At 70.9% G+C, this 22,692-nt stretch carries 18 protein-coding genes and 1 pseudogene; 10 read left to right on the top strand and 9 right to left on the bottom strand.

Annotated elements, in window-relative coordinates; translation table 11 throughout:
• Positions 1 to 120: 120 nt before the first annotated feature.
• Positions 121 to 2,265 (bottom strand): ATP-binding protein, encoded by a 2,145-nt coding sequence (locus ACIBIW_RS30765; protein ID WP_399340757.1) that lies wholly within the window; start codon positions 2,263 to 2,265, stop codon positions 121 to 123.
• 414 nt (positions 2,266 to 2,679) lie between these two features.
• On the opposite strand from ACIBIW_RS30765, the gene gabT reads away from it, so the two are divergent.
• Both gabT and ACIBIW_RS30755 read left to right on the top strand, forming a co-directional pair.
• On the top strand, positions 2,680 to 4,014 hold the full coding sequence (gene gabT, locus ACIBIW_RS30760) for a 4-aminobutyrate--2-oxoglutarate transaminase (protein ID WP_399340756.1): 1,335 nt from the start codon (positions 2,680 to 2,682) through the stop codon (positions 4,012 to 4,014).
• Between the two features lie 450 nt (positions 4,015 to 4,464).
• Positions 4,465 to 5,061, top strand: coding sequence for a phosphatase PAP2 family protein (locus ACIBIW_RS30755; protein WP_399340754.1), 597 nt, complete (start codon positions 4,465 to 4,467; stop codon positions 5,059 to 5,061).
• Between the two features lie 65 nt (positions 5,062 to 5,126).
• On the opposite strand, the pseudogene ACIBIW_RS30750 reads toward ACIBIW_RS30755, so the two are convergent.
• The 7 genes and pseudogenes from ACIBIW_RS30750 to ACIBIW_RS30720 all read right to left on the bottom strand — a co-directional run.
• Positions 5,127 to 6,140: pseudogene (locus ACIBIW_RS30750) on the bottom strand (chitinase); the annotation flags it as partial.
• Between the two features lie 326 nt (positions 6,141 to 6,466).
• On the bottom strand, positions 6,467 to 6,928 hold the full coding sequence (locus ACIBIW_RS30745) for a hypothetical protein (protein WP_399340753.1): 462 nt from the start codon (positions 6,926 to 6,928) through the stop codon (positions 6,467 to 6,469).
• A 170-nt stretch (positions 6,929 to 7,098) separates the two neighbouring features.
• Positions 7,099 to 8,517 (bottom strand): NAD(P)/FAD-dependent oxidoreductase, encoded by a 1,419-nt coding sequence (locus ACIBIW_RS30740; protein WP_399340751.1) that lies wholly within the window; start codon positions 8,515 to 8,517, stop codon positions 7,099 to 7,101.
• A gap of 35 nt (positions 8,518 to 8,552) precedes the next feature.
• The gene (locus ACIBIW_RS30735; protein WP_399340749.1) at positions 8,553 to 9,386 is read right to left on the bottom strand and encodes an ABC transporter permease; all 834 of its coding nucleotides are present in this window, start codon (positions 9,384 to 9,386) and stop codon (positions 8,553 to 8,555) included.
• A complete protein-coding gene (locus ACIBIW_RS30730) occupies positions 9,386 to 10,318 on the bottom strand; it encodes an ABC transporter permease (protein WP_399340748.1) in 933 nt (310 codons plus the stop codon). The genes ACIBIW_RS30735 and ACIBIW_RS30730 overlap by 1 nt, the downstream gene beginning before the upstream one ends.
• On the bottom strand, positions 10,315 to 11,517 hold the full coding sequence (locus tag ACIBIW_RS30725) for an ABC transporter ATP-binding protein (RefSeq protein ID WP_399340746.1): 1,203 nt from the start codon (positions 11,515 to 11,517) through the stop codon (positions 10,315 to 10,317). Before ACIBIW_RS30725 ends, ACIBIW_RS30730 begins: the two co-directional genes overlap by 4 nt.
• A gap of 198 nt (positions 11,518 to 11,715) precedes the next feature.
• On the bottom strand, positions 11,716 to 12,957 hold the full coding sequence (locus tag ACIBIW_RS30720; protein ID WP_399340744.1) for a spermidine/putrescine ABC transporter substrate-binding protein: 1,242 nt from the start codon (positions 12,955 to 12,957) through the stop codon (positions 11,716 to 11,718).
• Positions 12,958 to 13,306: 349 nt separating this feature from the next.
• Here ACIBIW_RS30720 and ACIBIW_RS30715 point away from each other — a divergent pair, with 349 nt between their 5' ends.
• From ACIBIW_RS30715 to ACIBIW_RS30705, 3 genes are all read left to right on the top strand, one after another.
• A complete protein-coding gene (locus ACIBIW_RS30715) occupies positions 13,307 to 13,867 on the top strand; it encodes an NADAR family protein (protein WP_399340876.1) in 561 nt (186 codons plus the stop codon).
• Between the two features lie 251 nt (positions 13,868 to 14,118).
• Positions 14,119 to 15,213: an adenosine deaminase gene (locus ACIBIW_RS30710; RefSeq protein ID WP_399340874.1), complete on the top strand. Its 1,095-nt coding sequence runs from the start codon at positions 14,119 to 14,121 to the stop codon at positions 15,211 to 15,213.
• 70 nt (positions 15,214 to 15,283) lie between these two features.
• On the top strand, positions 15,284 to 16,009 hold the full coding sequence (locus ACIBIW_RS30705) for a glycerophosphodiester phosphodiesterase (RefSeq protein WP_399340742.1): 726 nt from the start codon (positions 15,284 to 15,286) through the stop codon (positions 16,007 to 16,009).
• A 267-nt stretch (positions 16,010 to 16,276) separates the two neighbouring features.
• Here the strand turns inward: ACIBIW_RS30705 and ACIBIW_RS30700 are convergent, their stop codons facing one another.
• Complete coding sequence (locus ACIBIW_RS30700) at positions 16,277 to 17,710, bottom strand: gamma-aminobutyraldehyde dehydrogenase (protein ID WP_399340740.1); 1,434 nt, start codon at positions 17,708 to 17,710, stop codon at positions 16,277 to 16,279.
• 161 nt (positions 17,711 to 17,871) lie between these two features.
• Between ACIBIW_RS30700 and ACIBIW_RS30695 the strand changes: the two genes are divergently transcribed.
• The 5 genes from ACIBIW_RS30695 to ACIBIW_RS30675 all read left to right on the top strand — a co-directional run bounded on the left by ACIBIW_RS30695 (position 17,872) and on the right by ACIBIW_RS30675 (position 22,633).
• Positions 17,872 to 18,393 carry an Lrp/AsnC family transcriptional regulator gene (locus ACIBIW_RS30695; protein WP_399340738.1) on the top strand — a complete coding sequence of 174 codons (522 nt, stop codon included), beginning with the start codon at positions 17,872 to 17,874 and terminating at the stop codon, positions 18,391 to 18,393.
• Positions 18,378 to 19,757, top strand: coding sequence for an aspartate aminotransferase family protein (locus tag ACIBIW_RS30690; RefSeq protein WP_399340737.1), 1,380 nt, complete (start codon positions 18,378 to 18,380; stop codon positions 19,755 to 19,757). The genes ACIBIW_RS30695 and ACIBIW_RS30690 overlap by 16 nt, the downstream gene beginning before the upstream one ends.
• A gap of 417 nt (positions 19,758 to 20,174) precedes the next feature.
• On the top strand, positions 20,175 to 20,909 hold the full coding sequence (locus ACIBIW_RS30685) for an ABC transporter ATP-binding protein (protein ID WP_399340734.1): 735 nt from the start codon (positions 20,175 to 20,177) through the stop codon (positions 20,907 to 20,909).
• On the top strand, positions 20,891 to 22,057 hold the full coding sequence (locus ACIBIW_RS30680) for a hypothetical protein (RefSeq protein ID WP_399340732.1): 1,167 nt from the start codon (positions 20,891 to 20,893) through the stop codon (positions 22,055 to 22,057). The genes ACIBIW_RS30685 and ACIBIW_RS30680 overlap by 19 nt, the downstream gene beginning before the upstream one ends.
• A gap of 165 nt (positions 22,058 to 22,222) precedes the next feature.
• On the top strand, positions 22,223 to 22,633 hold the full coding sequence (locus tag ACIBIW_RS30675; RefSeq protein ID WP_399340731.1) for a VOC family protein: 411 nt from the start codon (positions 22,223 to 22,225) through the stop codon (positions 22,631 to 22,633).
• Positions 22,634 to 22,692 lie beyond the last annotated feature (59 nt).

Here is a 22,692-nt window from a genome sequence, read left to right as displayed (position 1 = left end):
GGCTCCGTGGCTCCGTGGCTCCGTGGCTCCGTGGCTCCGTGGCTCCGTGGCTCCGTGGCTCCGTGGCTCCGTGGCTCCGTGGCTCCGTGGCTCCGTGGCTCCGGCGGGGAGATACCGGGCTCAGCCGCGCAGGTCGACCAGGAGCGGCGGTGCGTGTTCGCCGCGGATGCTGGTGAGGGAGAGCACCGCGTGGCCGGGTGGCACGGAGTGGGCCAGTTCGGAGGCCGACCAGCGCTCGCGTTCCACTTGGCGGACGGTGACGGCGCGCGCGGTGGGGGCGCGTCCCGTGATCATCCGCCGCAGCATGTGCACCGTCTTGCCGAGGGGCGTCTCGGCGATGATCTGCCGGTCGGTGATGTCGCGCGCCTCGATCCACTCCTTGCCCCAGACCTCCGCGAAGTCCTGGCCGTCCCACGGGGTGAGTCCGGACAGTGCCATGCGGCAGCCGATCGCGCCGAGCAGGGGGCCGCGCAGGGGACGTGGCGCGTCGTCGAGGGTGCGCAGGGTGAGTACCGCGCCGGCGTTCGCGGAGCGCAGCCGCTGGATGCCGCGGACGGCCTCCGGGGTGACGGCGCCCGTGGCGTCGTCGAGGATCAGGCAGGCGAAGAGCGAGCGGTCCTCGCGGACGGCGACGTTGGCCATGAACTGCGCCAGGACGAGGCGCGTGAGGATGCGCGACGCGTCGGCGTGGCCGCGCTGCGGCAGGTCGATGCGGACGCGTACCGGGTGGTCGAGGGCGCGCAGGGAGAAGGGCCGCCCGTTGCCCGAGGTGTCGAAGAAGTCGGCGAAGGCGGGCCGGTCCAGGAGCGCGACGCGGTCGGCGAGGGCGCCGGCGACGTCGCCGGGGTGGGCGAGCTGGCGCTCCCTGGCGTCGAGTTCGCGCAGCATGGCGTCCTGGCGGGTGTCGGTCAGCGCCTTGCGCAGGGTGCCGAGGGCGCCTGGCGAGCCGTCGAGCAGGGCGCGCAGCTCGGATACGGACGGGAAGCGGCCGTGGACGGCCTGGAAGGGGCCGAGGAGCTGTGCGAGGACGGTGGTGGAGCGTCGGCCGTCGCTGCCCGTGTGCGGGTCGCTCAGATCGCCGACGAGGGCTTCGGCGAGGACGGCGGCGGCTTCGTCGGGGTCGGTGGCGCCGCCGTAGAGGTCGAGGTCGTAGCGGGACTCGGGGCGGCCGATCCGGATGACGACGTCGTACGCCTCCGTCGGGCCGAGTCCCGCTCCGGCGGCCCCGACGACGACCACGGCGGCGCGTCCCGCGAGCGCCTGGAGGCAGAGGGATTCGGCGAGCGGCCACACCACGCTGCCGGTCTTGCCGGAGCCGGGCGGGCCCACGGCAAGCAGGGAGGTGCCGAGCAGGTCGGGTCCGAGCGCGACGCCCGCGCCGCGGTACTCGTAGGGGTTGCGTTCGTCTTCGGCGCTGGCGCCGATGCGCACCTGGGCGGTGACGAGGTCGTGGCGTCCGCTGCGTCCCGGCAGGTCGCGCGCGCCGGACGGGTGGATGCACGCGGCGGCCCCGTCCTTGAGCACCGCGGCGACGAACGCCGCCAGGGTGTTGCGTCCGTTCCGCACTCCTTGCCACGCGCGCGCGAGTCGCGCGTGGTCGACGTCGCGCATGAGGCCCGCGCGCGCGTCCGCCGCGAGCCGTTCCGCGGCCTCCCCGGCGCCGGCGGCGCGGAGCTGAGGCCACTCCGCGGGGTCCTGCTGCGGGGGAACGGGGGGCGGCGCGGCGGGGACGGCGCGGCGCCATGCGGGCAGGCCGTAGCGGCGCCACACCTCGCCCCAGCGGCCGAGTCTGCCGACTCCGATCATGATCGCGACGGCCACCACGACGTAGTACGCATAGACCACGACCACCGACCCGAAGGAGTGGGGCTCGGCCCAGGAGTCCGGGATCATCGCGTAGAGCGGGACAAGCCACCAGCCGCCCAGGTAACCGTTCCAGAGCAGGGACCAGACGAGCCAGCCCACCAGGAAGGCGATGAGCGCGCCGCCAAGGAGTTGGCGCGCGGGGATGGTCTCCGGCTGCTGTGCGGGCCGGGGACGGTGCCCCAGGCGCCAGATGCCGGGCGGTGCCTCGGGGCGCGGTTGCCTGAGCCAGGCGAGGAACGCGTTGCCGTTGGGCAGCGGCGGCGCGGTGGGTGCTCCGGGCACGCCGCCGGGGTGCGCGACGGCGCCCGGCTGCGTCACGGGCTGGGGCGGAACGGCGGGTTTCGCTGGAGCCGGACGGGCGCCCGCGCCACGCGGGTCCTGTGTGCCCTCGGTGTTCATCTCCCCTTGCCCCCTGACCTGCCGCTGGTTCGCGGATCAATCTAGTGCCAGTCCGGGGCCCGTTCACCGGCTACGCGCCCGCGCCCGCGCTAATGCGCCACCGGCGCACCGTCGGCGCGGTGTATCGCGACATACGGTGCGTCGCCGCCACATCGCATGTGTCCACGGCGGACAACCCCTCACCAGAAGAACTCCCCCGTGGAGCATGCCTCCACCCTGCCGAAGCCCCTAGCCTGCGGAAGACGGCGGAGAAAAAGCGGCCGAGAGGGTCTGATAGCGCCGCAATCGCCGCGAAAGACGCCGTCGGCAGCCGAACAACCGGAACAGTGCGAAGCAGCGCGTGCGGCAGCACCGTGTCGCGCACCGTCGCCGCAGAAGACCACACATCCGCACCACCCCCACCAGGAGCGCCTCATGACCGCACTTCCGCAGGAGCGCCGCCTCGTCACCGCGATCCCCGGTCCGAAGTCGCAGGAGCTACAGGCCCGACGCAACGCCGCCGTGGCGGCGGGCGTGGCCTCCACGATGCCGGTGTTCGCCGCGCGGGCGGGCGGCGGCATTCTGGAGGACGTCGACGGCAACCGGTTGATCGACTTCGGCTCCGGTATCGCCGTCACCACGGTCGGGGCGTCCGCGGAGGCCGTCGTGAGGCGTGCGTCGGCCCAGCTCGCGGACTTCACCCACACCTGCTTCATGGTGACGCCGTACGAGGGCTACGTGGCCGTCGCGGAGCACCTGGCGGAGCTGACGCCGGGCGACCACGCGAAGAAGTCCGCGCTGTTCAACTCCGGCGCCGAGGCCGTGGAGAACGCCGTCAAGATCGCACGCGTGTACACAAAGCGGCAGGCGGTCGTCGTGTTTGACCACGGCTACCACGGGCGTACCAATCTGACGATGGCGTTGACTTCGAAGAACATGCCGTACAAGAACGGTTTCGGTCCGTTCGCGCCCGAGGTCTACCGGGTGCCCGTCGCGTACCCGTACCGGTGGCCGACCGGCCCCGAGAACTGCGGCCCCGAGGCGGCGGCGCAGGCCATCGACGAGATCACGAAGCAGGTCGGCCCCGAGAACGTCGCGGCCATCGTCATCGAGCCGCTGTTGGGCGAGGGCGGCTTCATCGAGCCCGGCAAGGGGTTCCTGCCTGCGTTGCGGGAGTTCGCCACGCAGCACGGCATCGTGTTCGTCGCCGACGAGATCCAGTCCGGCTTCTGCCGTACGGGGCAGTGGTTCGCGTGTGAGGACGAGGGCGTCGTGCCGGACCTGATCACCACCGCCAAGGGCATCGCGGGCGGTCTGCCTCTGGCCGCCGTCACCGGCCGGGCGGAGATGATGGACGCCGCCCACGCGGGTGGTCTCGGCGGTACCTACGGCGGCAACCCGGTGGCGTGCGCGGGCGCGCTCGGCGCCATCGAGACCATGAAGGAACTCGACCTGCCCGCGAAGGCGCGCAGGATCGGGGAGATCATGCACGGCCGACTCACCGCGATGGCGGAGAAGTTCGACCTCATCGGCGACGTACGGGGCCGCGGCGCCATGATGGCCCTCGAACTGGTGAAGGACCGTGAGACCAAGGAGCCGGCCCCGGAGCGGACCGCGGCGGTGGCGAAGGCGTGCCACGCGGCCGGTCTCGTCGTTTTGACGACCGGCACGTACGGCAACGTGCTCCGTTTCCTGCCGCCCCTGGTGATCGGCGAGGACCTGCTGAGCGAGGGCCTGGACATCATCGAGGAAGCCTTCGCGAGCGCCTGAGAGGCCGGGGCGCGGCGCCGCCCGGAGCACGGGCGGCGCGCTTCCCCGAACGGCCCCCGGTCAGTCTGTGACGTGGGTGACAGGGGCTGTGGCCTGGGACGACAGGCAGAGCGTGTGAAGAAGGTGTGGGAGGCCAATGACGACATACCGTTCGGACTGTTGTAGCCCGCCTCCCCTGCCCTAGGTTTTTCACAGATGAGCGAGACACCCCGTCCGCGGGATACTGCGGACGAAGCCAGTTCGAAGCCTCCCCAGCTCCGTTCCGGTTCCGTTCTCGCGCACACACCCGGAGCCCCGCGTTCCGGAACTCCTCACCGATCGGACGGCCGCCCGCCCCAAACCCCCCGGGGCGAGCGGTCCACCGGTCATCTCGGCCGCCCCGGAACCATCCCCCCGGTTCCGGGGCGGCCGGCCTCTTCTCCGACCCGGCGGTGGGCGCTTCTGTGCGCTGTGGCCGCCGCGCTCTTCTCTCTGGCCGTCTGGCAGGTCGTCGCGGGCGGCGCCGTACGGAGCGCCGACGAACGGCTGGGCGGCGCCGTACGGGGCAGCTCGGCGCCGCTGCCGCGCGATGTCGCGGGGTTCTTCGCGGACCTGGGCAACGCCGTCGTCGCGGTGCCGCTGCTCGTGGCCATCCTCATGTGCGCCGCGTGGTGGGGTCGCGGCTCGCGCAGAGGGTGGGCGGCGCCGCTCGCCGCGGCGTTGGCGATGGCCGCGGTGCCCGCCGTAGTCGTACCGCTGAAGTCCGCCGTCGGGCGCGCGGGGCCGCCCGGCATGGACGGGGTCGGCTACTTCCCGTCGGGCCACGCCGCGACGGCGGGCGTCGCCTACGGTGCCGCGGCCGTGCTCATCCTGCCGCGACTCGCGCGCGCGTTCGCGCGCCTTGCTGTGGCGACGGGCGCGGTGGCGCTGAACGTCGTCATCGGGCTCTGTCTGGTGCGGCGCGGCTACCACTGGCCCCTGGATGTGCTGGGCAGTTGGTGCCTGACCGCCCTGCTCCTGTGGCCGGTGGCCGCCGTGACGGCGCTGTACGGCCGCAGGAGGGCCTGAACGACCCCTCCCCGCACACCGACGCCTCAAGGGCTTCGGGTGCAGGGAGGGGGCGTACGGAGCCGTCAGCCGAAGTAGCCGTCGAAGGTCTTGGCGAACTCTCCGCCGCTGTAGAGGTCCCAGTTGACGGACCAGGCCATCAGGCCCCGGAGGTCGGGCCAGGAGCCGTGGGGCGTGTAGGAGCCGCAGCCGGTGTTCGCCGTGAGGCAGTCGAGCGTGGTCGTCACGTCCGCGGGGGGTACGTAGCCGTTTCCCGCGGTCTGCGAGGCGGGCATGCCGATGGCGACCTGGTCGGGGCGGAGCGCGGGGAACTTGTTGTCCGCGTCGCCCGCGACGGGGAAGCCGGTGAGGAGCATGTCGGTCATCGCGATGTGGAAGTCGGCGCTGCCCATGGTGTGGTACTGGTCGTCGAGGCCCATGATCGGCCCCGAGTTGTAGTCCTGCACGTGAAGCAGCGTCAGGTCGTCGCGCAGCGCGTAGATGACGGGGAGGTAGGCGCCGGCCCGGGGGTCCTGGCCGCCGAAGGGGCCCGCGCCGTAGTACTGGTAGCCGAGTTGGACGAAGAACGTCTCCGGGGCCATGGTGAGGGTGAAGCCATCGCCGTAGCGATCCTTGAGGGTCTTCAGAGCCGAGATCAGGTTGACGACCACCGGTGTCGTCGGGTTCTTGAAGTCGGTGTCGTCCGTGTCCAGGGACAGCGAGTGTCCCTCGAAGTCGATGTCAAGGCCGTCGAGGCCGTACTCGTCGATGATCGCCGAGACCGAGGACACGAAGGCGTCGCGGGCGGCGGCGGTGGTCAGTTGCACCTGGCCGTTCTCACCGCCGATGGAGATCAGGACCTTCTTGCCGGCCGCCTGCTTGGCCTTGATGGCGTCCTTGAACTCGGCGTCGCTCTCCACGGTGGGGCACTCGCTCTGGGGGCAGCGGTCGAAGCGGATGTCCCCGGAGGTGGGCGAGGTGGGCTCGCCGAACGCCAGGTCGATGACGTCCCAACTGTCGGGGACATCGGCCATGCGCGTGTATCCGGAACCGTTGGCGAAGCTCGCGTGCAGATAGCCCACGAGGGCATGTTGCGGAAGCGCCGCGTCGGCACGTGCCGCGGAGCGTGCGGGGGCGTCGCGGACCGCGGCGTGGGCCCCGGACGGAGCGGCGAGCCCGAGGACGGGCAGCGCGAGCAACGCCGCGGCGAGGAGAGCGGTACTGCGCGCGCGTATGGGCGACGAGGCGGATCTGTTGGCGTCCACGGCAACCTCCGGTGGGGGGCTCGGTACGAGACGGAGCGGTGGGTGCGGGTGAAGTGCGCCCAATTTGGTCCAGACCAATCGGGTTGTCAAGGTGCCGCTCACAAGTCGGCGCCCGGATACGCGGCGCGCGTCGCACCGTCAGGCGGCACACGTCGCGCCGTTCAGCGGTCGCCCTCATCCCGCCGCTGCGCCACCGCCTCGTGCAGAACGAGCTCCAGCAGGGCGGCGTCCGTGAGGGTGCCGGTGCCGTCGGGCGGGACCAGCCACCGCACGCCGCCCTCGGCCACCCGCCTCGGATGCGGGGCCCCGATCCAGGCGCCGGGCCCCGCCGTGGAGAGGCCGGTGCCGACCCAGTGGGCCGCCGCGCCTGCGGGCACGAAGAAGCCGATGCGTGCGCCGCCCAGGCCGTCCAGCACGGGTCCCGGCCTGCCGACGAGGCGCACCAGCACGTCGAGGGCGGCGCGGCCGAGGACGTCGGGCGTGATCAGCACGTCCCAGCGGCGCCCCGCCGGCAGCGGGACGACCGCGCGCGGGTTGTGCGCCCATCGTCGGCGGCACGCCGCCGGATCGGGCGCCACGGACACCAGCCAGTCCACTGCGGCCCTCCGCCCAGGACATGTCACGCGGGCTCCCTCCCCGGGTTGTCACGGCAGGCGCCGGTGCGGCGCCCCACCGGGAGAGCGGGGAGTACGGGCGGCGTTACGCGGGTCGCGACGGGGCAGGGACGTGACGTCGGTCACAACGCACCGCCGATGTCGCCGGGAGCCGCGACGTCGCGGCGCGCGGGTCGTGGTCAGCTGTCGAAGCCGAGGCCCAGGCGGTCCATGGTGCGCAGCCACAGGTTGCGCCGTCCCTGATGGCTGTCGGCGCGTGCCAGGGACCACTTGGTGAGCGCGATGCCGGCCCAGGCGAACGGCTCCGGCGGGAAGGGCAGCGGCTTGCTGCGCACCATGGTCAGGACGGTGCGCTCCGTGCGCTCCCCGGCGAGGAAGTCGAGCATCACCTCGGCGCCGAACCGCGTGGCGCCGACGCCCAACCCCGTGTACCCGGCCGCGTAGGCGACGCGGCCGCCATGCGCCGTACCGAAGAAGGGCGAGAAGCGGGAGCAGGTGTCGATGGCGCCGCCCCATGCATGGCTGAAACGCACCCCTTCGAGTGAGGGGAAGCAGCGGAAAAAGTGCTGGGCGAGCCTCGCGTACGTGGCGGGCCTGTTCTCGTACTCGGCGCGGATGTGGCCGCCGTAGGGATAGACGGCGTCGTAGCCGCCCCACAGGATGCGGTCGTCGGAGGTGAGTCTGAAGTAGTGGAACCGGTTGGCGGTGTCCGAGAGCCCCTGGCGCCTCTCCCAGCCGATGGCGGCGCGTCGGGCCGCGTCCAGGGGCTCCGTCATCAGCGCGTAGTCGTACACGGGCACCGTGTACGGGCGGACCCGGCGCAGCAGCGAGGGGAAGGCGTTGGTGCCGAGGGCCGCCTGGCGGGCGCGGACGGCGCCGTAAGGGGTGGGCGCGTCGAGTCCCGCGCCGCGGCGGGTGAGGCGGAGCACGGGGGTGTGCTCGTAGAGGCGTACACCGCGCGCGATACACGCGCGTCTGAGGCCCCAGGCGAGTCGTGCGGGATGCAGCATGGCGACCCCGTCGCGGTCCCACACGCCGCCGAGGAAGGTGGGCGAGTCGACCTCGCGGCGTACCTGCTCCGCGTCCAGGAGTTCGAGGCCGGTGCCGAGGCCGCGGCGTCGCAACTCGGCGTGGCCACGGCGCTGTTCCGCGACCTGGTAGGGCTCCGTGGCGACGTCGATCTCTCCGGTGCGTTCGAAGTCGCAGTCGATGCCGTAGCGGGCGACGGTGCTCTCGATGGCGTCGAGGTTGCGGGCGCCGAGCCGTTCCAGCGTGGCGACTTCGCCCGGCCACCGGCTGAGCCCGTTGTCGATGCCGTGGGTGAGGGTAGCGGCGCAGAAGCCGCCGTTGCGGCCGGAGGCGGCCCAGCCGGTCTCCTTGGCCTCGACGAGCACGACGTCGCGGCCGGGGTCACGCTCCTTGGCGAGCAGAGCCGTCCACAGGCCGCTGTAGCCGCCTCCGACGACCAGGAGGTCGCATTCCTCACGGCGGGTCAGCGCGAGCCGCGCAGCGGGCTTGTGCGGGTCATCGAGCCAGAAGGGGACGGGCCGGGCCTCGGCCAGCGCGGCGGTCCAGCGGGTCTCGGTGTCGGCTGCCATGGTGTCAGCTCCCGGCAGATCGGTTACGGGGCCGGTCAGGTGCGGATTTCTCGGGCGCTCCGCCCGCGGCGTCTTCCGACGAGCATGCCGAGGAGAACGGCCGCCACGGCGACAATGAACAGCACGGTGCCGATGACATTGACCTGAACGGGCGTACCACGCTGGGCGGAGCCCCAGACGTACATGGGAAAAGTCACGGTGGAGCCCGCGTTGAAATTGGTGATGATGAAATCGTCGAAGGACAGCGCGAAGGCGAGCAGGGCACCCGCCGCGATACCCGGTGCCGCAATCGGCAGCGTGACGCGGAGGAATGTCTGGACGGGACTCGCGTAGAGATCGCGGGCCGCCTGTTCGAGATTCGGGTCCATGGACATCACCCGGGCCTTGACGGCCGTGACGACAAAGCTCAGGCAGAACATGACGTGGGCTATGAGGAGCGTCCAGAATCCGAGTTGCGCACCCATGTTGAGGAACAGGGTGAGCAGGGACGCGGCCATCACCACTTCCGGCATTGCCATCGGAAGGAAGATCAGCGAATTGACCGCGGTGCGGCCGCGGAACCTGTAGCGGGACAGCGCGAAAGCGATCATGGTGCCGAGCACGGTCGCCCCCAGTGTCGCCCAGCCGGCGAGCTGGAGGCTGAGGGTCAGCGAGCCGCACAGGCCGGCGACTCCGCAGGGGTCGGTCCAGGCTTCGGTGGAGAACTCGCGCCAGGCGTAGTTGAAGCGGCCTTCGGGATGGTTGAAGGAGAAGACCGTCACCACCACGTTCGGCAGGAGCAGATAGGCGAGCGTGAGCAGTCCGGCCACGACGACGAGTCGTCGGCGCAGCCACCGCAGCGATGTTCTTGTCGCGGAGAGCGCCCGCATCAGACGATTTCCTCCGTTCCCGCCTTGCGGATGTAGAGGGTGACGACGATGAGGATCGCGGCCATCAGGAGGAAAGAGAGGGCGGCCGCGGTCGGATAGTCGAGTGTGCGCAGGAACTGGGCCTGGATCACGTTGCCGATCATCCGGGTGTCGGTGGAGCCGAGCAGATCGGCGTTCACGTAGTCCCCGCTCGCCGGAATGAAAGTGAGCAGGGTTCCCGAGACGACGCCCGGCAGCGACAGGGGAAAGGTCACCCGGCGGAATACCGTGAAAGGTGCCGCGTAGAGGTCCCGGGCCGCCTCGTGAAGCCGTACGTCGACGCGTTCCAGCGTGGCGTAGAGCGGGAGGATCATGAAGGGCAGGAAGTTGTAGGTGAGCCCGCAGACCACGGCGAGCGGGGTCGCCAGTACGCGGTGGCCTTCGGTCAGGCCGAGCCAGCCCGACACGTCCAGGACGTGCAGGGAGCCCAGCGCTCCGACGACGGGGCCGCCGTCGGCCAGGATGGTCTTCCACGCGAGCGTGCGGATCAGGAAGCTCGTGAAGAACGGCGCGATGACCAGCACGAGCGCGATATGCCGCCAGCGGCCCGCGCGGAAGGCGATGACGTAGGCGAGCGGGTAGCCGAACAGCAGGCACAGCGCCGTCGCCGCGGCGGCGTAGAGCACCGAGCGCAGGAACTGCGGCCAGTAGGCCGACAGCGCGTCCCAGTACGCCGCCACGTGCCACGTGACCTTGAAGCCGTCCTCGAGTGAGCCGGTCTGGACCGAGGTGGACGCCTGGTAGACCATCGGCAGGGCGAAGAAGACGATTAGCCAGAGCATGCCTGGCAGCAGCAGCCAGTACGGGACGAGGCGTGCACGCGCGCGTGCGCGACGTGCCGTCTGCGGGGGTCGGCTTCCCGCGCGCGTGGGCTGCGTGGCGGCCTCTGTCATGTCGCGGACTTCCCGGCGGCCGCACGTCCGGCGGCGGAGCGCTCCGCCGCGACGTCGTCCAGCGCGACGTCGCTGCGTTCCGCTCCGTGCCCGGGGGCGGCGTCGAGGCCGAAGGTGTGCTGCGGGTCCCAGTGCAGGACCACGTCGGCGCCCGGTACGAGGCGGGTGTCCCGGTCGAGGTTCTGTACGTAGACCTCCAGGGCGCCGCAGCCGGGGCTGTCCACGGCGTACTGGGTGGAGACGCCGATGAATCCGGTGTCGGCGATGACGCCGGTGATCCGGTTGCGCTCTTCGGGGACCTGCACGGCGTCGTCGGCGTGGGTGAGGGAGATCTTCTCGGGGCGGACGCCCGCGAGGACGGTGCCCCCGGGCGGGGCGTCTGCGGCACACCGTACGGCGGGGAGCAGCAGCCGGTGGCCGCCCGCCGTCACGACGATGCCGTCGCCGCTCCTGCCGCCGACCGTCGCCTCGATGAGGTTGGAAGTGCCGAGGAAGCCCGCGACGTAGGCCGTACGGGGGTTCTCGTACAGGCCGGCGGGCGCGCCCTGCTGCTCGACGCGCCCCGCGTGCATGACCGCGACGGTGTCGGCCATCGTCATGGCCTCCTCCTGGTCGTGGGTCACATGGATGAAGGTGATGCCGACGTCGGTCTGGATGCGTTTGAGTTCCCGTTGCATCTGGCGCCGCAGTTTCAGGTCGAGAGCGCCGAGCGGCTCGTCGAGGAGCAGGACCTCGGGCCGGTTGATGAGGGCACGCGCGAGTGCGACGCGCTGCTGCTGCCCGCCGGAGAGCTGGTGCGGTTTGCGGTGCGCCCGGTCGCCGAGCTGCACGAGGTCGAGCATGTCCGCCACCTGTTTGCGTACCGCGCGTATGCCCCGTCGCCGCAGGCCGAAAGCGACGTTCTCGAAGACGTCGAGGTGGGGGAAGAGCGCGTACGACTGGAAGACCGTGTTGACCGGTCGCTTGTACGCGGGCAGCGCCGTCACGTCCCGGTCGCCGAGGAGGACGGAGCCGCTGCTGGGCTCTTCAAGACCGGCGATCATCCGCAGCGTCGTGGTCTTGCCGCAGCCGGAGGCGCCGAGCAGGGCGAAGAAGGAGCCTCGCGGCACGGCCAGGTCGAGCGGGTGCACCGCGGTGAAGGAGCCATAGGTCTTGCTGAGCCCGGCGAGGCGGACGTCGCCGCCGTGTGGGGTCGTCATGGGCGTTCCCGTGGTCTGTCGAGGCTGAGGGGTTGAGGGATGGGCGCAACTGCGCGAGCGGTGGCAGGGGCTACATGGCGCGGCGCCGTCGGGATACGTAGCGGCACGGAGCGGGGGCACGTAGCGCGCGACGTGGCCGCACGGGGCACCGCTACGTGGCCGCCGACGTCGCCCCGGGACGCTGCGGTCACGGAGCCGTCAGGAGCCTGTGAGAGCGGCGAACTTCGCCTCGTAGGCCGTCTCCTCCTTCGAGGTGAGCGAGCGGAAGGTGTGCGACGTCGCCGCCATGCGCTTGTCGGGGATGATCAGGGGGGTGTCGGCGGCGTTCTTGTCGATCTTCGCGAGTTCCGGGCGGACGCCGTCGACGGGGCACACGTAGTTGATGTATGCCGCGAGGCGGGCGGCGACGGGCGGCTCGAAGTAGTAGTCGATGAGGCGTTCCGCGTTGGCCTTGTGGCGCGCGTGCGCGGGGACGAGGAGGTTGTCGGACGAGAGCATGTAGCCGCTGTCGGGGACGACGAAGCCGATGTCGTCGCTGTCGGCCTGGAGCTGGACGATGTCGCCCGCCCACGCGAGGCACGCCGCGAGGTCGCCGCTGGTGAGGTCGGCGGTGTAGTCGTTGCCGGTGAAGCGGCGTATCTGGCCGCGGTCCATCGCCTTGCGGAGGCGGGCCAGGGCGGCGTCGTAGTCCGCCGTGGTGACGTGCGCCGGGTCCTTGCCCATGTCGAGGAGCGTGAGCCCCACGGTGTCGCGCATCTCGGACAGCAGTCCGACGCGGCCCTTGAGGCGGGGGTCGTCGAGGAGGTCGGAGAGGGAGTGGACCTCCTGGCCGTCGAGGGCCTTGCGGTTGAACGCGATCACGGCCGGGATGCCGGTCCACGGGTACGAGTAGGCGCGCCCGGGGTCCCAGTCGGGGCTGCGGAACTGCTGCGACAGGTTCGCGTAAGCGTGCGGCAGATGCGACGGGTCGAGCTTCTCTACCCAGCCGAAGCGGATCAGTCGGGCAGCGAGCCAGTCGGTGACGCAGATGAGGTCGCGCCCCGTGTCCTGCCCGGCGGCCAGTTGAGGCTTGATCTTGCCGAAGAACTCGACGTTGTCGTTGATGTCCTCGGTGTACTTGACGGCGATACCTGTACGGCGGGTGAAGTCGTCAAGAGTGGGGTGGTGGCGCTCGCTCTTGTCGACATCCATGTACTCGGTCCAGTTGGAGAAGGTGAGCCGTTTCTCCCTCTTCGAGTGGTCGTCCGCGGGGGCGTCGCCGGTTCTTCCCGCGGGCGGAATGCCGCAGGCGGCCAGCAGCCCCGCCCCGCCGGCGGCGAACACCCCACTCGTGCCCGCGCGCAGCAGCGAGCGACGTGTGAGGGACGCCCGCCCGCCGGAGGACACGGGCGCGGGCGCGCGCGTGATGGGGAATCGGCGGTCCGGATCGCGCTCGTGCATCGTGGTGCCCCTTCCGGAGAGCGGGCGGGGCCACGCGATGCGGACCCCCGGGCGTGCCACGTCCGACCGTGCTCGGTGACCGGCCACGTCGCCCCGGCGCACCAGGGGACAGGGCTCACATGGGTCTCGGAAACGTGACTCCAGTTCGATACGACTGACGATCCTGACAGAGCGACTTCCGCCTAACAAGGGAATCCGTTGAATCTCTTTGGTCGCCCAACGGAATCTGTCGGTCGGTCGTATTCATGACGAGGAAACCGGATGGGCGTTGTCAGACCCCGCTGCCAGACTCACCCGTATGGAAACCACTGGTGGGACGCACGGCCTGCGGCCCGTCGACGCGGACGGGATGCCTGTGTCCCGCAATGAGTTGGAAACGCTGGTGTCCTCGGGTGCGCGCGTGAAGTACCTGCTCTTCTGGGGGCACAGGCCGCAGAAGGATGGCGGCGTCGGCGCGGGGTGCCTCAGCCAGTGGTGGCCGGCGGCGTTCACCGTCGACGGTGTCGAGTACGCGACGGCGGAGCACTGGATGATGGCCGCGAAGGCGCGCCTGTTCGGCGACGCGGAAGCCGAAGAGGCGGCGCTCGCCGCGAAGACCCCCGCTCAGGCCAAGAAGGCCGGTCGACTGGTGCGCGGGTTCGATGAAGAGGTCTGGGCCGGGGAGCGGTTCCGCATCGTTGTCGAAGGCAGCGTGCACAAGTTCGGCGCCCATACGGAACTCACGGAATTCCTGCTCGCGACGGACAGGCGCGTCCTGGTGGAAGCGAGCCCGATGGACCGGGTCTGGGGCATCGGACTCGCCGCGGACGACGAGCGCGCGCAGCGGCCCGCGGACTGGCGGGGCCTCAACCTGCTCGGCTTCGCCCTCATGGAGGCACGCGAACGCATACGGCAGGCGGCCACCGCCTGAGCGGTGCGGCGGGCAGGGGCAGCACCGGGGAGCGCACTTCCGGGGCCCCATCGTGCGGGCGGGAGCGGTCAGGCGCATTAAGGCGCCGACCCATCCGTTCGCGTGCATCGCCACCCGGGGTCTTCCCTGCCCACCCGGCGGCCAGGAACACCGCGTACACGCGTGTGTGGGCGGCGTCGTACCACGTGCGTGGTACGGCGTGGGCAGCCCGTACGTGCGGTGGCCGCCTCCGCCTACGATGAGGCCGCACCATCGATCAGCCGATCACCCGCGCCGCCCCGCGGCGCCGTTCCGGGAGGGACATCTTGACCGATCTCCATGCCTTCATCGCCGGTCTGCCCAAGGCAGAACTGCACGTTCACCACGTGGGCTCCGCCTCCCCCCGGATCGTGTCCTCACTCGCCGCCCGGCACTCCGACTCGAAGGTGCCGACGGCGCCCGAGGCTCTGGCGGACTACTTCACCTTCACGGACTTCGCCCACTTCATCGAGGTCTATCTGTCGGTCGTCGACCTCATCCGCACCCCGGACGACGTGCACCTGCTCACCTACGAGATCGCCCGCGACCTCGCGCGGCAGAACGTGCGCTACGCGGAGTTGACCATCACGCCGTTCTCGTCGACGCGGCGCGGCATCGAGGACGCCGCCTTCATGACGGCCATCGAAGACGCGCGCGTGGCGGCAGAGGCGGACTTCGGAACAGTGCTGCGCTGGTGCTTCGACATCCCGGGCGAGGCAGGTCTGGAGGCCGCCGAGGAGACGACGCGGCTGGCGGTCACGGACAAGCTGCGGCCCGAGGGGCTGGTGTCGTTCGGTCTCGGCGGGCCCGAGATAGGTGTGGCGCGGCCGCAGTTCAAGCCGTACTTCGACCGGGCGATCGCGGCCGGACTGCACTCCGTGCCGCACGCGGGAGAGACAACGGGGCCCGACACCATCTGGGACGCCCTGCGTGACCTGCGGGCCGAGCGCATCGGGCACGGCACAAGCGCCGCCAAGGACCCGGCGCTGCTGGCCCATCTCGCCGAGCAGCACATCCCGCTGGAGGTGTGCCCCACCTCGAACATCGCCACCCGCGCCGTGCCGTCCCTCGACGAGCATCCGATCAAGGCCATGGTGGACGCCGGGGTATTCGTGACGGTCAACTCGGACGACCCTCCGATGTTCGGCACCGACCTCAACAACGAGTACGCCGTCGCCGCGCGCCTCCTCGGCCTCGACGAAGAGGGCCTCGCCCGGATCGCCCTCAACGCCGTCGAGGCGTCCTTCCTCACCGCCGAGGGCAAGAGGGGCCTCACCGCCGAGATCGAGGCTTACACGGCCGCCTGGCCGCTGCGTGAGGGCTTCTGACCGGGGCCGCAAGCTGTCTTGCCCGGCCCACTCGGCCTCAGCTGTGTGGTCGAGCGGGCAAGATGGGCGCATGCGAACTGTGATCGCGGTCGCCCACCGGGGTGACCCGTACCGTGCCCGTGAGAACACCCTCCCGTCGCTGCGTTCTGCGCTGGACCAGGGGGCGGATGCCGTGGAGGTCGACGTCCGCCTCACCCGCGACGGCGTTCCCGTCCTGCTGCACGACGCGACGCTGAAGCGGCTGTGGGAGCACGACGCGGCGCTGGCGGCCCTCTCCTCCGCCGAGGTACGCGACATCACGGACGGCGGGGTCCCCACGCTCGCCGACGCCCTGGACGCCCTCACGTCACACGACGCCGCGCGCCCGGCGGGCAGCGAGCCGCCGCGCCTGATGATCGACCTGCCCGGGGCCGACCGCCGGACGGTGCGCGCCATCGTCGGCGTGGTACGGGACTGCGGCGCCGAGGAACGTGCGTACTACTGCGGCGACGCCCATGCCACGCTGCCGCTGCGCGACGTCGCGCCGTCCGCCGAGATCGCCCTGACCTGGACCACGAGCGCGCCACCACGCCGCGCCGTACTCGACGCCGTCGCGCCCCGGTGGCTGAACTACAAGTTCGGGCTCGTCGGCCAGGCCGTCGCCGAGCGCGTCCACCGGGACGGCAGGCTGCTGTCGGTGTGGACTCCCGACACAGGACGCCGCATGCGCCGGTTGCTGGCGCTCGGTGTCGACTCGATCACCACCAACCGCATCGACGTATTGTGCGCGACGCGGGACGGCGAGGAAGCGCGATGAACACGGACGGGCGGCGTGGCGACGGTTTGCGGGCGCCGCGTACGTCCGCGACGTAGGTCGCGCGGGCCGCTACGTCAGATCCTCACGTCGCGGCGACGTAGCGGTGCGGCGGGTGGCGCTACGTCAGCGCTACGCAGCGGCACGGCATGGCCGGGCACCGTGTCGCGGCACTACGCAGCGCGACCCGCCACGCAGCGCCGCGACATGAGAGGACGCCGCCGTCCCAGACCGCCAGGCGCCACGTCGCGGCGTCCGCGCCGCCCCGTGTCAGCCGAGCGACGTCATGACGTGCTTCACGCGCGTGTAGTCGTCGAAGCCGTACGCGGACAGGTCCTTGCCGTAGCCGGACTTCTTGAAGCCGCCGTGCGGCATCTCGGCGACGAGCGGGATGTGGGTGTTGATCCAGACGCAGCCGAAGTCGAGGGCCTTGGAGAGGCGCATCGCGCGCGCGTGGTCCTTGGTCCACACGGAGGAGGCGAGACCGTACTCGACGTCGTTGGCGTACCGGACGGCCTGGTCCTCGTCCGTGAACGACTGGACGGTGATCACGGGACCGAAGACCTCCTTCTGGATGATCTCGTCGTCCTGCTTGAGGCCGGAGACGACGGTGGGGGCATAGAAGTACCCCTTGTCGCCGACACGGTGGCCGCCCGTCTCGACCTTGGCGTGGGCCGGGAGGCGGTCGATGAAGCCGGAGACCTGCCGGAGCTGGTTGGAGTTGTTCAGCGGGCCGTACAGGACGTCCTCGTCCGGGCCGCCGGTCTTGGTCTCCGCGGCGGCCTTGGCGAGCGCCTGGACGAACTCGTCGTGGATGGACTCGTGCACGAGGACGCGGGCGGCGGCGGTGCAGTCCTGCCCGGCGTTGAAGAACCCGGCCGTGGCGATGTCGTCGACGGCCCCCGCGATGTCGACGTCGTCGAAGACCACCACGGGCGCCTTGCCGCCCAGTTCGAGGTGGACACGCTTGAGGTCCCGCGCCGCGGACTCGGCGACCTGCGTGCCGGCCCGCACGGAGCCGGTGATGGACGCCATCGCGGGGATCGGGTGCTCCACCATGAGGCGGCCGGTGTCGCGGTCGCCGGTGACGACGTTGAAGACGCCCTTGGGCACCACGGAGCCGATGATCTCGGCCATAAGGACCGTGGAGGCGGGCGTGGTGTCGGAGGGCTTCAGTACGACGGTGTTGCCGGCCGCGAGCGCGGGGGCGAACTTCCACACGGCCATCATCATGGGGTAGTTCCACGGCGTGACCTGGGCGCAGACGCCGATGGGCTCACGGCGCACCATGGAGGTCAAACCCTCCATGTACTCCCCGGCGGAGCGCCCCTCCAGCATGCGGGCGGCTCCCGCGAAGAAGCGGATCTGGTCCACCATCGGGGGGATTTCCTCGGTGCGGGTGAGACCGGTGGGCTTGCCGGTGTTCTCGACCTCGGCCGCGATCAGTTCCTCCGCGCGCTCCTCGAAGGCGTCAGCGACCTTCAGGAGCGCCTTCTGGCGCTCCGCCGGCACCAGGTCGCGCCAGGCGGGGAAAGCGGCCGCTGCGGCCTCCATGGCGGCGTCCACGTCCGCCTGCCCGGACAGCGGGGCCTTCGCGTAGACCTCCTCGGTGACGGGGTTCACGACGTCGATCGTGCGACCGTCCGCCGCCTCGCGGAACTCCCCGTTGATGTAGTTGCGCAGACGACGCAGCTCGGTGGTCACTGCCGGGCCTCCTGTCCGATGTCCAGTGGGTGAGACACCAGCCTAATGCGGCCCGTGACGTTTTCAACATGCCACTACCCCACCGACTACGGATTTCGTCATGATGTCGGCAGTACACAACGAATTTCATCGGTTCATCCTTGCGAAAGCGTCGAGTCCTCATGCAGAGTGAGGGTGTGGCCGGTCGTACTTCAGATGCCAGGGAACCCAGGGACGCCAGACGCCGCGGCGGCTCCCCCGCGTTGGACTCCGTCTCCCTGGCGATCATCGAGCAGCTCCAGGAGGACGGCAGGCGGCCCTACGCGGCCATCGGGAAGGCCGTGGGCCTCTCGGAGGCGGCGGTCCGCCAGCGCGTCCAGAAACTGCTGGACCAGGGCATGATGCAGATCGTCGCCGTGACCGACCCGCTCACCGTGGGCTTCCGACGGCAGGCGATGGTCGGCATCACGGTGGAGGGCGCCCTCGATCCCGTCGCGGAGGCACTGACGGCGATGTCGGAGGTCGAGTACGTGGTACTCACCGCCGGCTCCTTCGATCTGCTCGTCGAGATCGTCTGCGAGGACGACGACCACCTGCTGGAAGTAATCAGCGACCGCATCCGGGCCCTGCCCGGTGTGCGCTCCACGGAGAGCTTCGTCTATCTGAAGCTGAAGAAACAGACCTATATGTGGGGAACGCGATAGCCGTGAGCACGGACCACAGCAATGCCGCGTACGACCACCTGTGGATGCACTTCACCCGCATGGGCTCCTACGCGCACGCGCGCGTGCCGACCATCGTCAGGGGCGAGGGCACCTCGATCTACGACGACCGGGGCAAGCGCTACCTCGACGGGCTCGCCGGACTCTTCGTGGTGCAGGCCGGCCACGGCCGGGCCGAACTCGCCGACGCCGCCGCGCGTCAGGCGCGGGAGCTGGCCTTCTTCCCCATCTGGTCGTACGCGCACCCGCGCGCGATCGAGCTGGCCGAGCGCCTCGCGGGGCACGCGCCGGGCGACCTCAACAAGGTGTTCTTCACGACGGGCGGCGGCGAGGCCGTGGAGACCGCCTGGAAGCTCGCCAAGCAGTACTTCAAGCTGGTGGGAAAGCCCGGCAAGCACAAGGTCATCTCGCGCGCCGTCGCCTACCACGGCACGCCGCAGGGCGCCCTCGCCATCACGGGACTGCCCGCCCTGAAGGCACCGTTCGAGCCCCTGGTGCCCGGCGCCCACAAGGTCGCCAATACCAACATCTACCGGGCCCCCGTGCACGGCGACGACCCCGAGGCGTTCGGCCGCTGGGCGGCGGACCAGATCGAGCAGCAGATCCAGTTCGAAGGCCCCGACAGCGTCGCCGCCGTCTTCCTTGAGCCGGTGCAGAACGCGGGAGGGTGCTTCCCACCGCCCCCCGGCTACTTCCGACGGGTACGGGAGATCTGCGACGAGTACGACGTCCTGCTCGTCTCCGACGAGGTGATCTGCGCCTTCGGCCGCCTCGGCACCATCTTCGCGTGCGACAAGTTCGGCTACGTGCCCGACATGATCACATGTGCCAAGGGCATGACCTCGGGCTACTCGCCGATAGGGGCGTGTGTCGTCTCCGACCGCCTGGCCGAACCCTTCTACCAGGGCTCGAACTCTTTCCTGCACGGCTACACCTTCGGCGGTCACCCGGTCTCCGCCGCCGTGGCCCTGGCCAACCTGGACCTCTTCGAACGCGAGGGCCTCCCCCAGCACGTCCTGGACCAGGAAGGCGCGTTCCTGGAAACGCTGCGCAGGCTCCACGACCTGCCCATCGTCGGCGACGTCCGCGGGAACGGCTTCTTCTACGGCATCGAACTCGTGAAGGACAAGACCACCAAGGAATCTTTCGACGCCGAGGAGTGCGAACGCATCCTCTACGGCTACGTCTCCCGCGAACTCTTCGAAAACGGGCTGTACTGCCGGGCGGACGACCGCGGCGACCCCGTCATCCAGCTCGCCCCGCCCCTCATCGCCGACCAGTCCACCTTCGACGAGATGGAGCAGATCATCCGGGGCGTCCTTACGGAGGCTTGGACGAAGCTGTAGGGGGCGCGGGGACGGGCGGCGCGGCGCGAGAGGATGGACGCTGCGCGGGGCGGGTCTCGGCAGTTTCGGTGCCCCTGTTGCGGCGTGTGTGGCGCGACGTGCGTAGCGGAGATGCCTTCGCGTTATATCGCGTGTCACAGCGGGGCGACGTAGCGCGCAATCCGCCCCAGGACGCGGTGACACGTAGCGCACGCGGCGCGACCCCCGCGCCGAGTCCCGCCTACTCCGTCCGGATGAGATCGGCTACGCCGTGCGGGGCTCCGTCTTACGTGTCGTCCACCAGCCGCGTCGGCGACGTGGTGCGCCGTACGAGTGGCGCGTCCCGTCGACGGTCCGGAAACCGGCTGCGGCGCCGTGTTAAGTTCACGCCGTTTTGAGAGGGAATCAACTGCTCTGAGCGAAACTGAGGTGTTCGCCATGGTGGCCCCGCCCGACAACGACGTGCTCCACGCTCGCGCTCTCCATTTCGCCCATGGCGGCTCCCCAGCGCTGGCCGCTGTCTCTCTCGGGGTGCGCGAGGGAGAGATCGTGGCCATCGGGGGGCCGCGCGGCAGCGGCAAGACGACCCTGCTGCGCTGCCTGTCGGGGCAGCTCGTACCCGAACAGGGCGAGGTCTGGTACGACGGCCACCCTGTGCACTCGCTCAGCTCCACGGCGCGTGAACGGCTGCGGCGCGAGCGGTTCGGCTGGGTCGGCGCGGGTCCCGGCCTGGTGCCCGAACTCACGGCGTGGGAGAACGCCGCGCTCCCCCTGCTCCTGGCCGGTGTGCCGCACCGCGAGGCCCGGTCGTCCGCCATGGAGTGGCTGGAGCGGCTGGATGTAGGCGCGTGCACGCGTAAACGGCCGCACGCGCTCGTCCAGGCGCAACGGCAGCGCGTGGCCATCGCGCGCGCGTTCGTCGCCCGGCCGGCGATCCTTTTCGCCGACGAACCCACGGCGCCCCTGCACCGTGCCGACCGCACCCTCGTACTGCGCACGCTGACGACGGCGGCCCGCACCCATGGCATCACGGTCGTCATGTCCACGGCCGACAACGAGTCCGCCGCCCTCGCCGATCGCTCCGTGTCCCTGCTCGACGGGCGACGCGTCACCACGATTCCGCTGCCCGGCGTCGAGTCGGAAGGCCGAGCGGCGTGCTCGCTCTCCGTCTAGCGCGCGGCGCCCGCCTCGCGGTCCAGCTACGTCGCCTGCTGGTCACCGTGGCGGCAGCCGGCACCGGTTTCCTGCTGCTGTGCACGCTCGGCTACGCCCTGGGCCACCCAGAGGCGTCCCGCACGGCGCTGCTGCGACTCGTGTGGTGCGCCGCGCCGCTGGTGGCGACGGTGGGCTTCGCGGTCTCCGTGGCACGCGCCGATCCCGGCACCCGGCCCCGGCCGGGACTCAGCGCCGTGGGTCTCGGACCGGTGCGGATGATGCTCGTGTCGGCGGCGTCGACCGGAGCGTGCTGCACGATCGGCTCCGCAGCGGCCCTGGCGCTCTTCCTGCACCTGCGTGGAGACCTGGCGGCGCTGCCGTACCACGGGGCCGCCCGGGGCCTTCTGGCCGCGGAGCAGCCGCTGCCGCTACCCGCCGCCCTGACGCTGCTCGCCCTCGTGCCCGTCCTCGCCTCCGTCGCCACTGCCGCGGCGCTGCGGCCCCGGAAAGCCAGGCCCGGCACCGAGGACGACCCGGAACGGCCCGAGCCCCCCACGCCAGTGCCCTCCGGCCTTCCGTGGGGCGTGGCCATGCTCGCCGTGGGCCTGGCCGTGGAGACCTACTCGGTGCGCGCGGGACGCTCCGCCCCGACGTTGCCGATGCCGAACGGTCTCGGCGGCCGGTCCGTCGGAGTCCTCGCCGGGTGGGCGCTGACCGCACTCGGCCTCGCGACGGCGGGACCTGCGCTCACGCACCACTGCGGACGACTGCTCCAGAGCGCGCGTCCCAGCGCCGTACGGCTGCTCGCGGGGCGCATCCTCCAGCAGGAGGCACGTCGCATCGGCCGACCTCTCGGAGTCCTCTGCGCGGTCGCCTCGGGCGCCTACGCGGGCATGACGTTGTACGCCGCAAAGCAGCCGGGCCCGGGGCCCATGAGCGCGCTCGGCGGACTGCTGGTGGCGGGCTGCGCCGCCGCCACGCTACTGATGGCCGCGGTCGAGGCGCGCCAGTCGCGGGCGGCCACCGTCGAGGAACTGCTGCGCCTGGGGGCTCCCGCCGTGGCACTGCGCGGGGCCGCGGCGCTACGGACCGTGGTTCTCGTCGCGGTCTTCCTGCCCCTGACGTGGGTGATCGCGGAGTTGGCGGCGTTGCCTCTGACAAGCTGAGAGCGCCGCCGGGCACGCGCGTGCGCGCGTTGCGCATTTCTTGCCGCGCTCCGATGAGTCCTGGGACGACCGGCAGTCTGCCCTGTACGCACTGATGAACCGGAGCCGAGCGCCGCCGTCGACCGACGCGGCCGGGCGGGTCCGGGCAGATGCCGGGAGGCGGCCATGCACACCCAGATGATCTTCGTGAACCTCGCCGTGAGCGACGTCGAGACGAGCAAGAAGTTCTTCACGGACCTCGGTTACACGATCAACAAGCAGTTCTGCTCTGAGGACACCGCGAGCGTCGTGATCAGCGACACCATCATCGCGATGCTGCTGGAGAAGAGCCGCTACCAGGAGTTCACGAAGAAGCAGATCGCCGACTCCACGACCACTTCCGAAGTGATGCTCTGCCTGAGCGCGGAGAGCCGCGAGAAGGTCGACGAACTGGTGGACCGTGCCCTGACGGTCGGCGGATCCCCCGCCGGTGAGAAGCAGGACATGGGCTTCATGTACGGCCGCTCCTTCGACGACCCCGACGGACACACGTGGGAGGTCGTCTGGATGGACCCGGCCGCCCTTGAGGAGTCCTGAGTCCGGTAGCGGCTGGGTCTGCCCCGTCACGGGGGGCGGGGCAGAGTTGCGCCTAGCAT

The organism is Streptomyces sp. NPDC050560 (genome assembly GCF_044457285.1).
Classification (GTDB): Bacteria; Actinomycetota; Actinomycetes; order Streptomycetales; family Streptomycetaceae; genus Streptomyces.
The sequence above is the reverse complement of the archived record's forward strand: the minus strand, read 5'-3'. Positions and strand labels throughout refer to the sequence as shown.

Coding starts and splice junctions, on each gene's coding strand:
- ACIBIW_RS30765 (WP_399340757.1), bottom strand. CDS start 2,265: ATGAACACCGAGGGCACACAGGACCCGCGTGGCGCGGGCGCCCGTCCG.
- gabT (WP_399340756.1), top strand. CDS start 2,680: ATGACCGCACTTCCGCAGGAGCGCCGCCTCGTCACCGCGATCCCCGGT.
- ACIBIW_RS30740 (WP_399340751.1), bottom strand. CDS start 8,517: ATGGCAGCCGACACCGAGACCCGCTGGACCGCCGCGCTGGCCGAGGCC.
- ACIBIW_RS30735 (WP_399340749.1), bottom strand. CDS start 9,386: ATGCGGGCGCTCTCCGCGACAAGAACATCGCTGCGGTGGCTGCGCCGA.
- ACIBIW_RS30730 (WP_399340748.1), bottom strand. CDS start 10,318: ATGACAGAGGCCGCCACGCAGCCCACGCGCGCGGGAAGCCGACCCCCG.
- ACIBIW_RS30725 (WP_399340746.1), bottom strand. CDS start 11,517: ATGACGACCCCACACGGCGGCGACGTCCGCCTCGCCGGGCTCAGCAAG.
- ACIBIW_RS30720 (WP_399340744.1), bottom strand. CDS start 12,957: ATGCACGAGCGCGATCCGGACCGCCGATTCCCCATCACGCGCGCGCCC.
- ACIBIW_RS30715 (WP_399340876.1), top strand. CDS start 13,307: ATGCCTGTGTCCCGCAATGAGTTGGAAACGCTGGTGTCCTCGGGTGCG.
- ACIBIW_RS30705 (WP_399340742.1), top strand. CDS start 15,284: ATGCGAACTGTGATCGCGGTCGCCCACCGGGGTGACCCGTACCGTGCC.
- ACIBIW_RS30695 (WP_399340738.1), top strand. CDS start 17,872: ATGCAGAGTGAGGGTGTGGCCGGTCGTACTTCAGATGCCAGGGAACCC.
- ACIBIW_RS30685 (WP_399340734.1), top strand. CDS start 20,175: ATGGTGGCCCCGCCCGACAACGACGTGCTCCACGCTCGCGCTCTCCAT.
- ACIBIW_RS30675 (WP_399340731.1), top strand. CDS start 22,223: ATGCACACCCAGATGATCTTCGTGAACCTCGCCGTGAGCGACGTCGAG.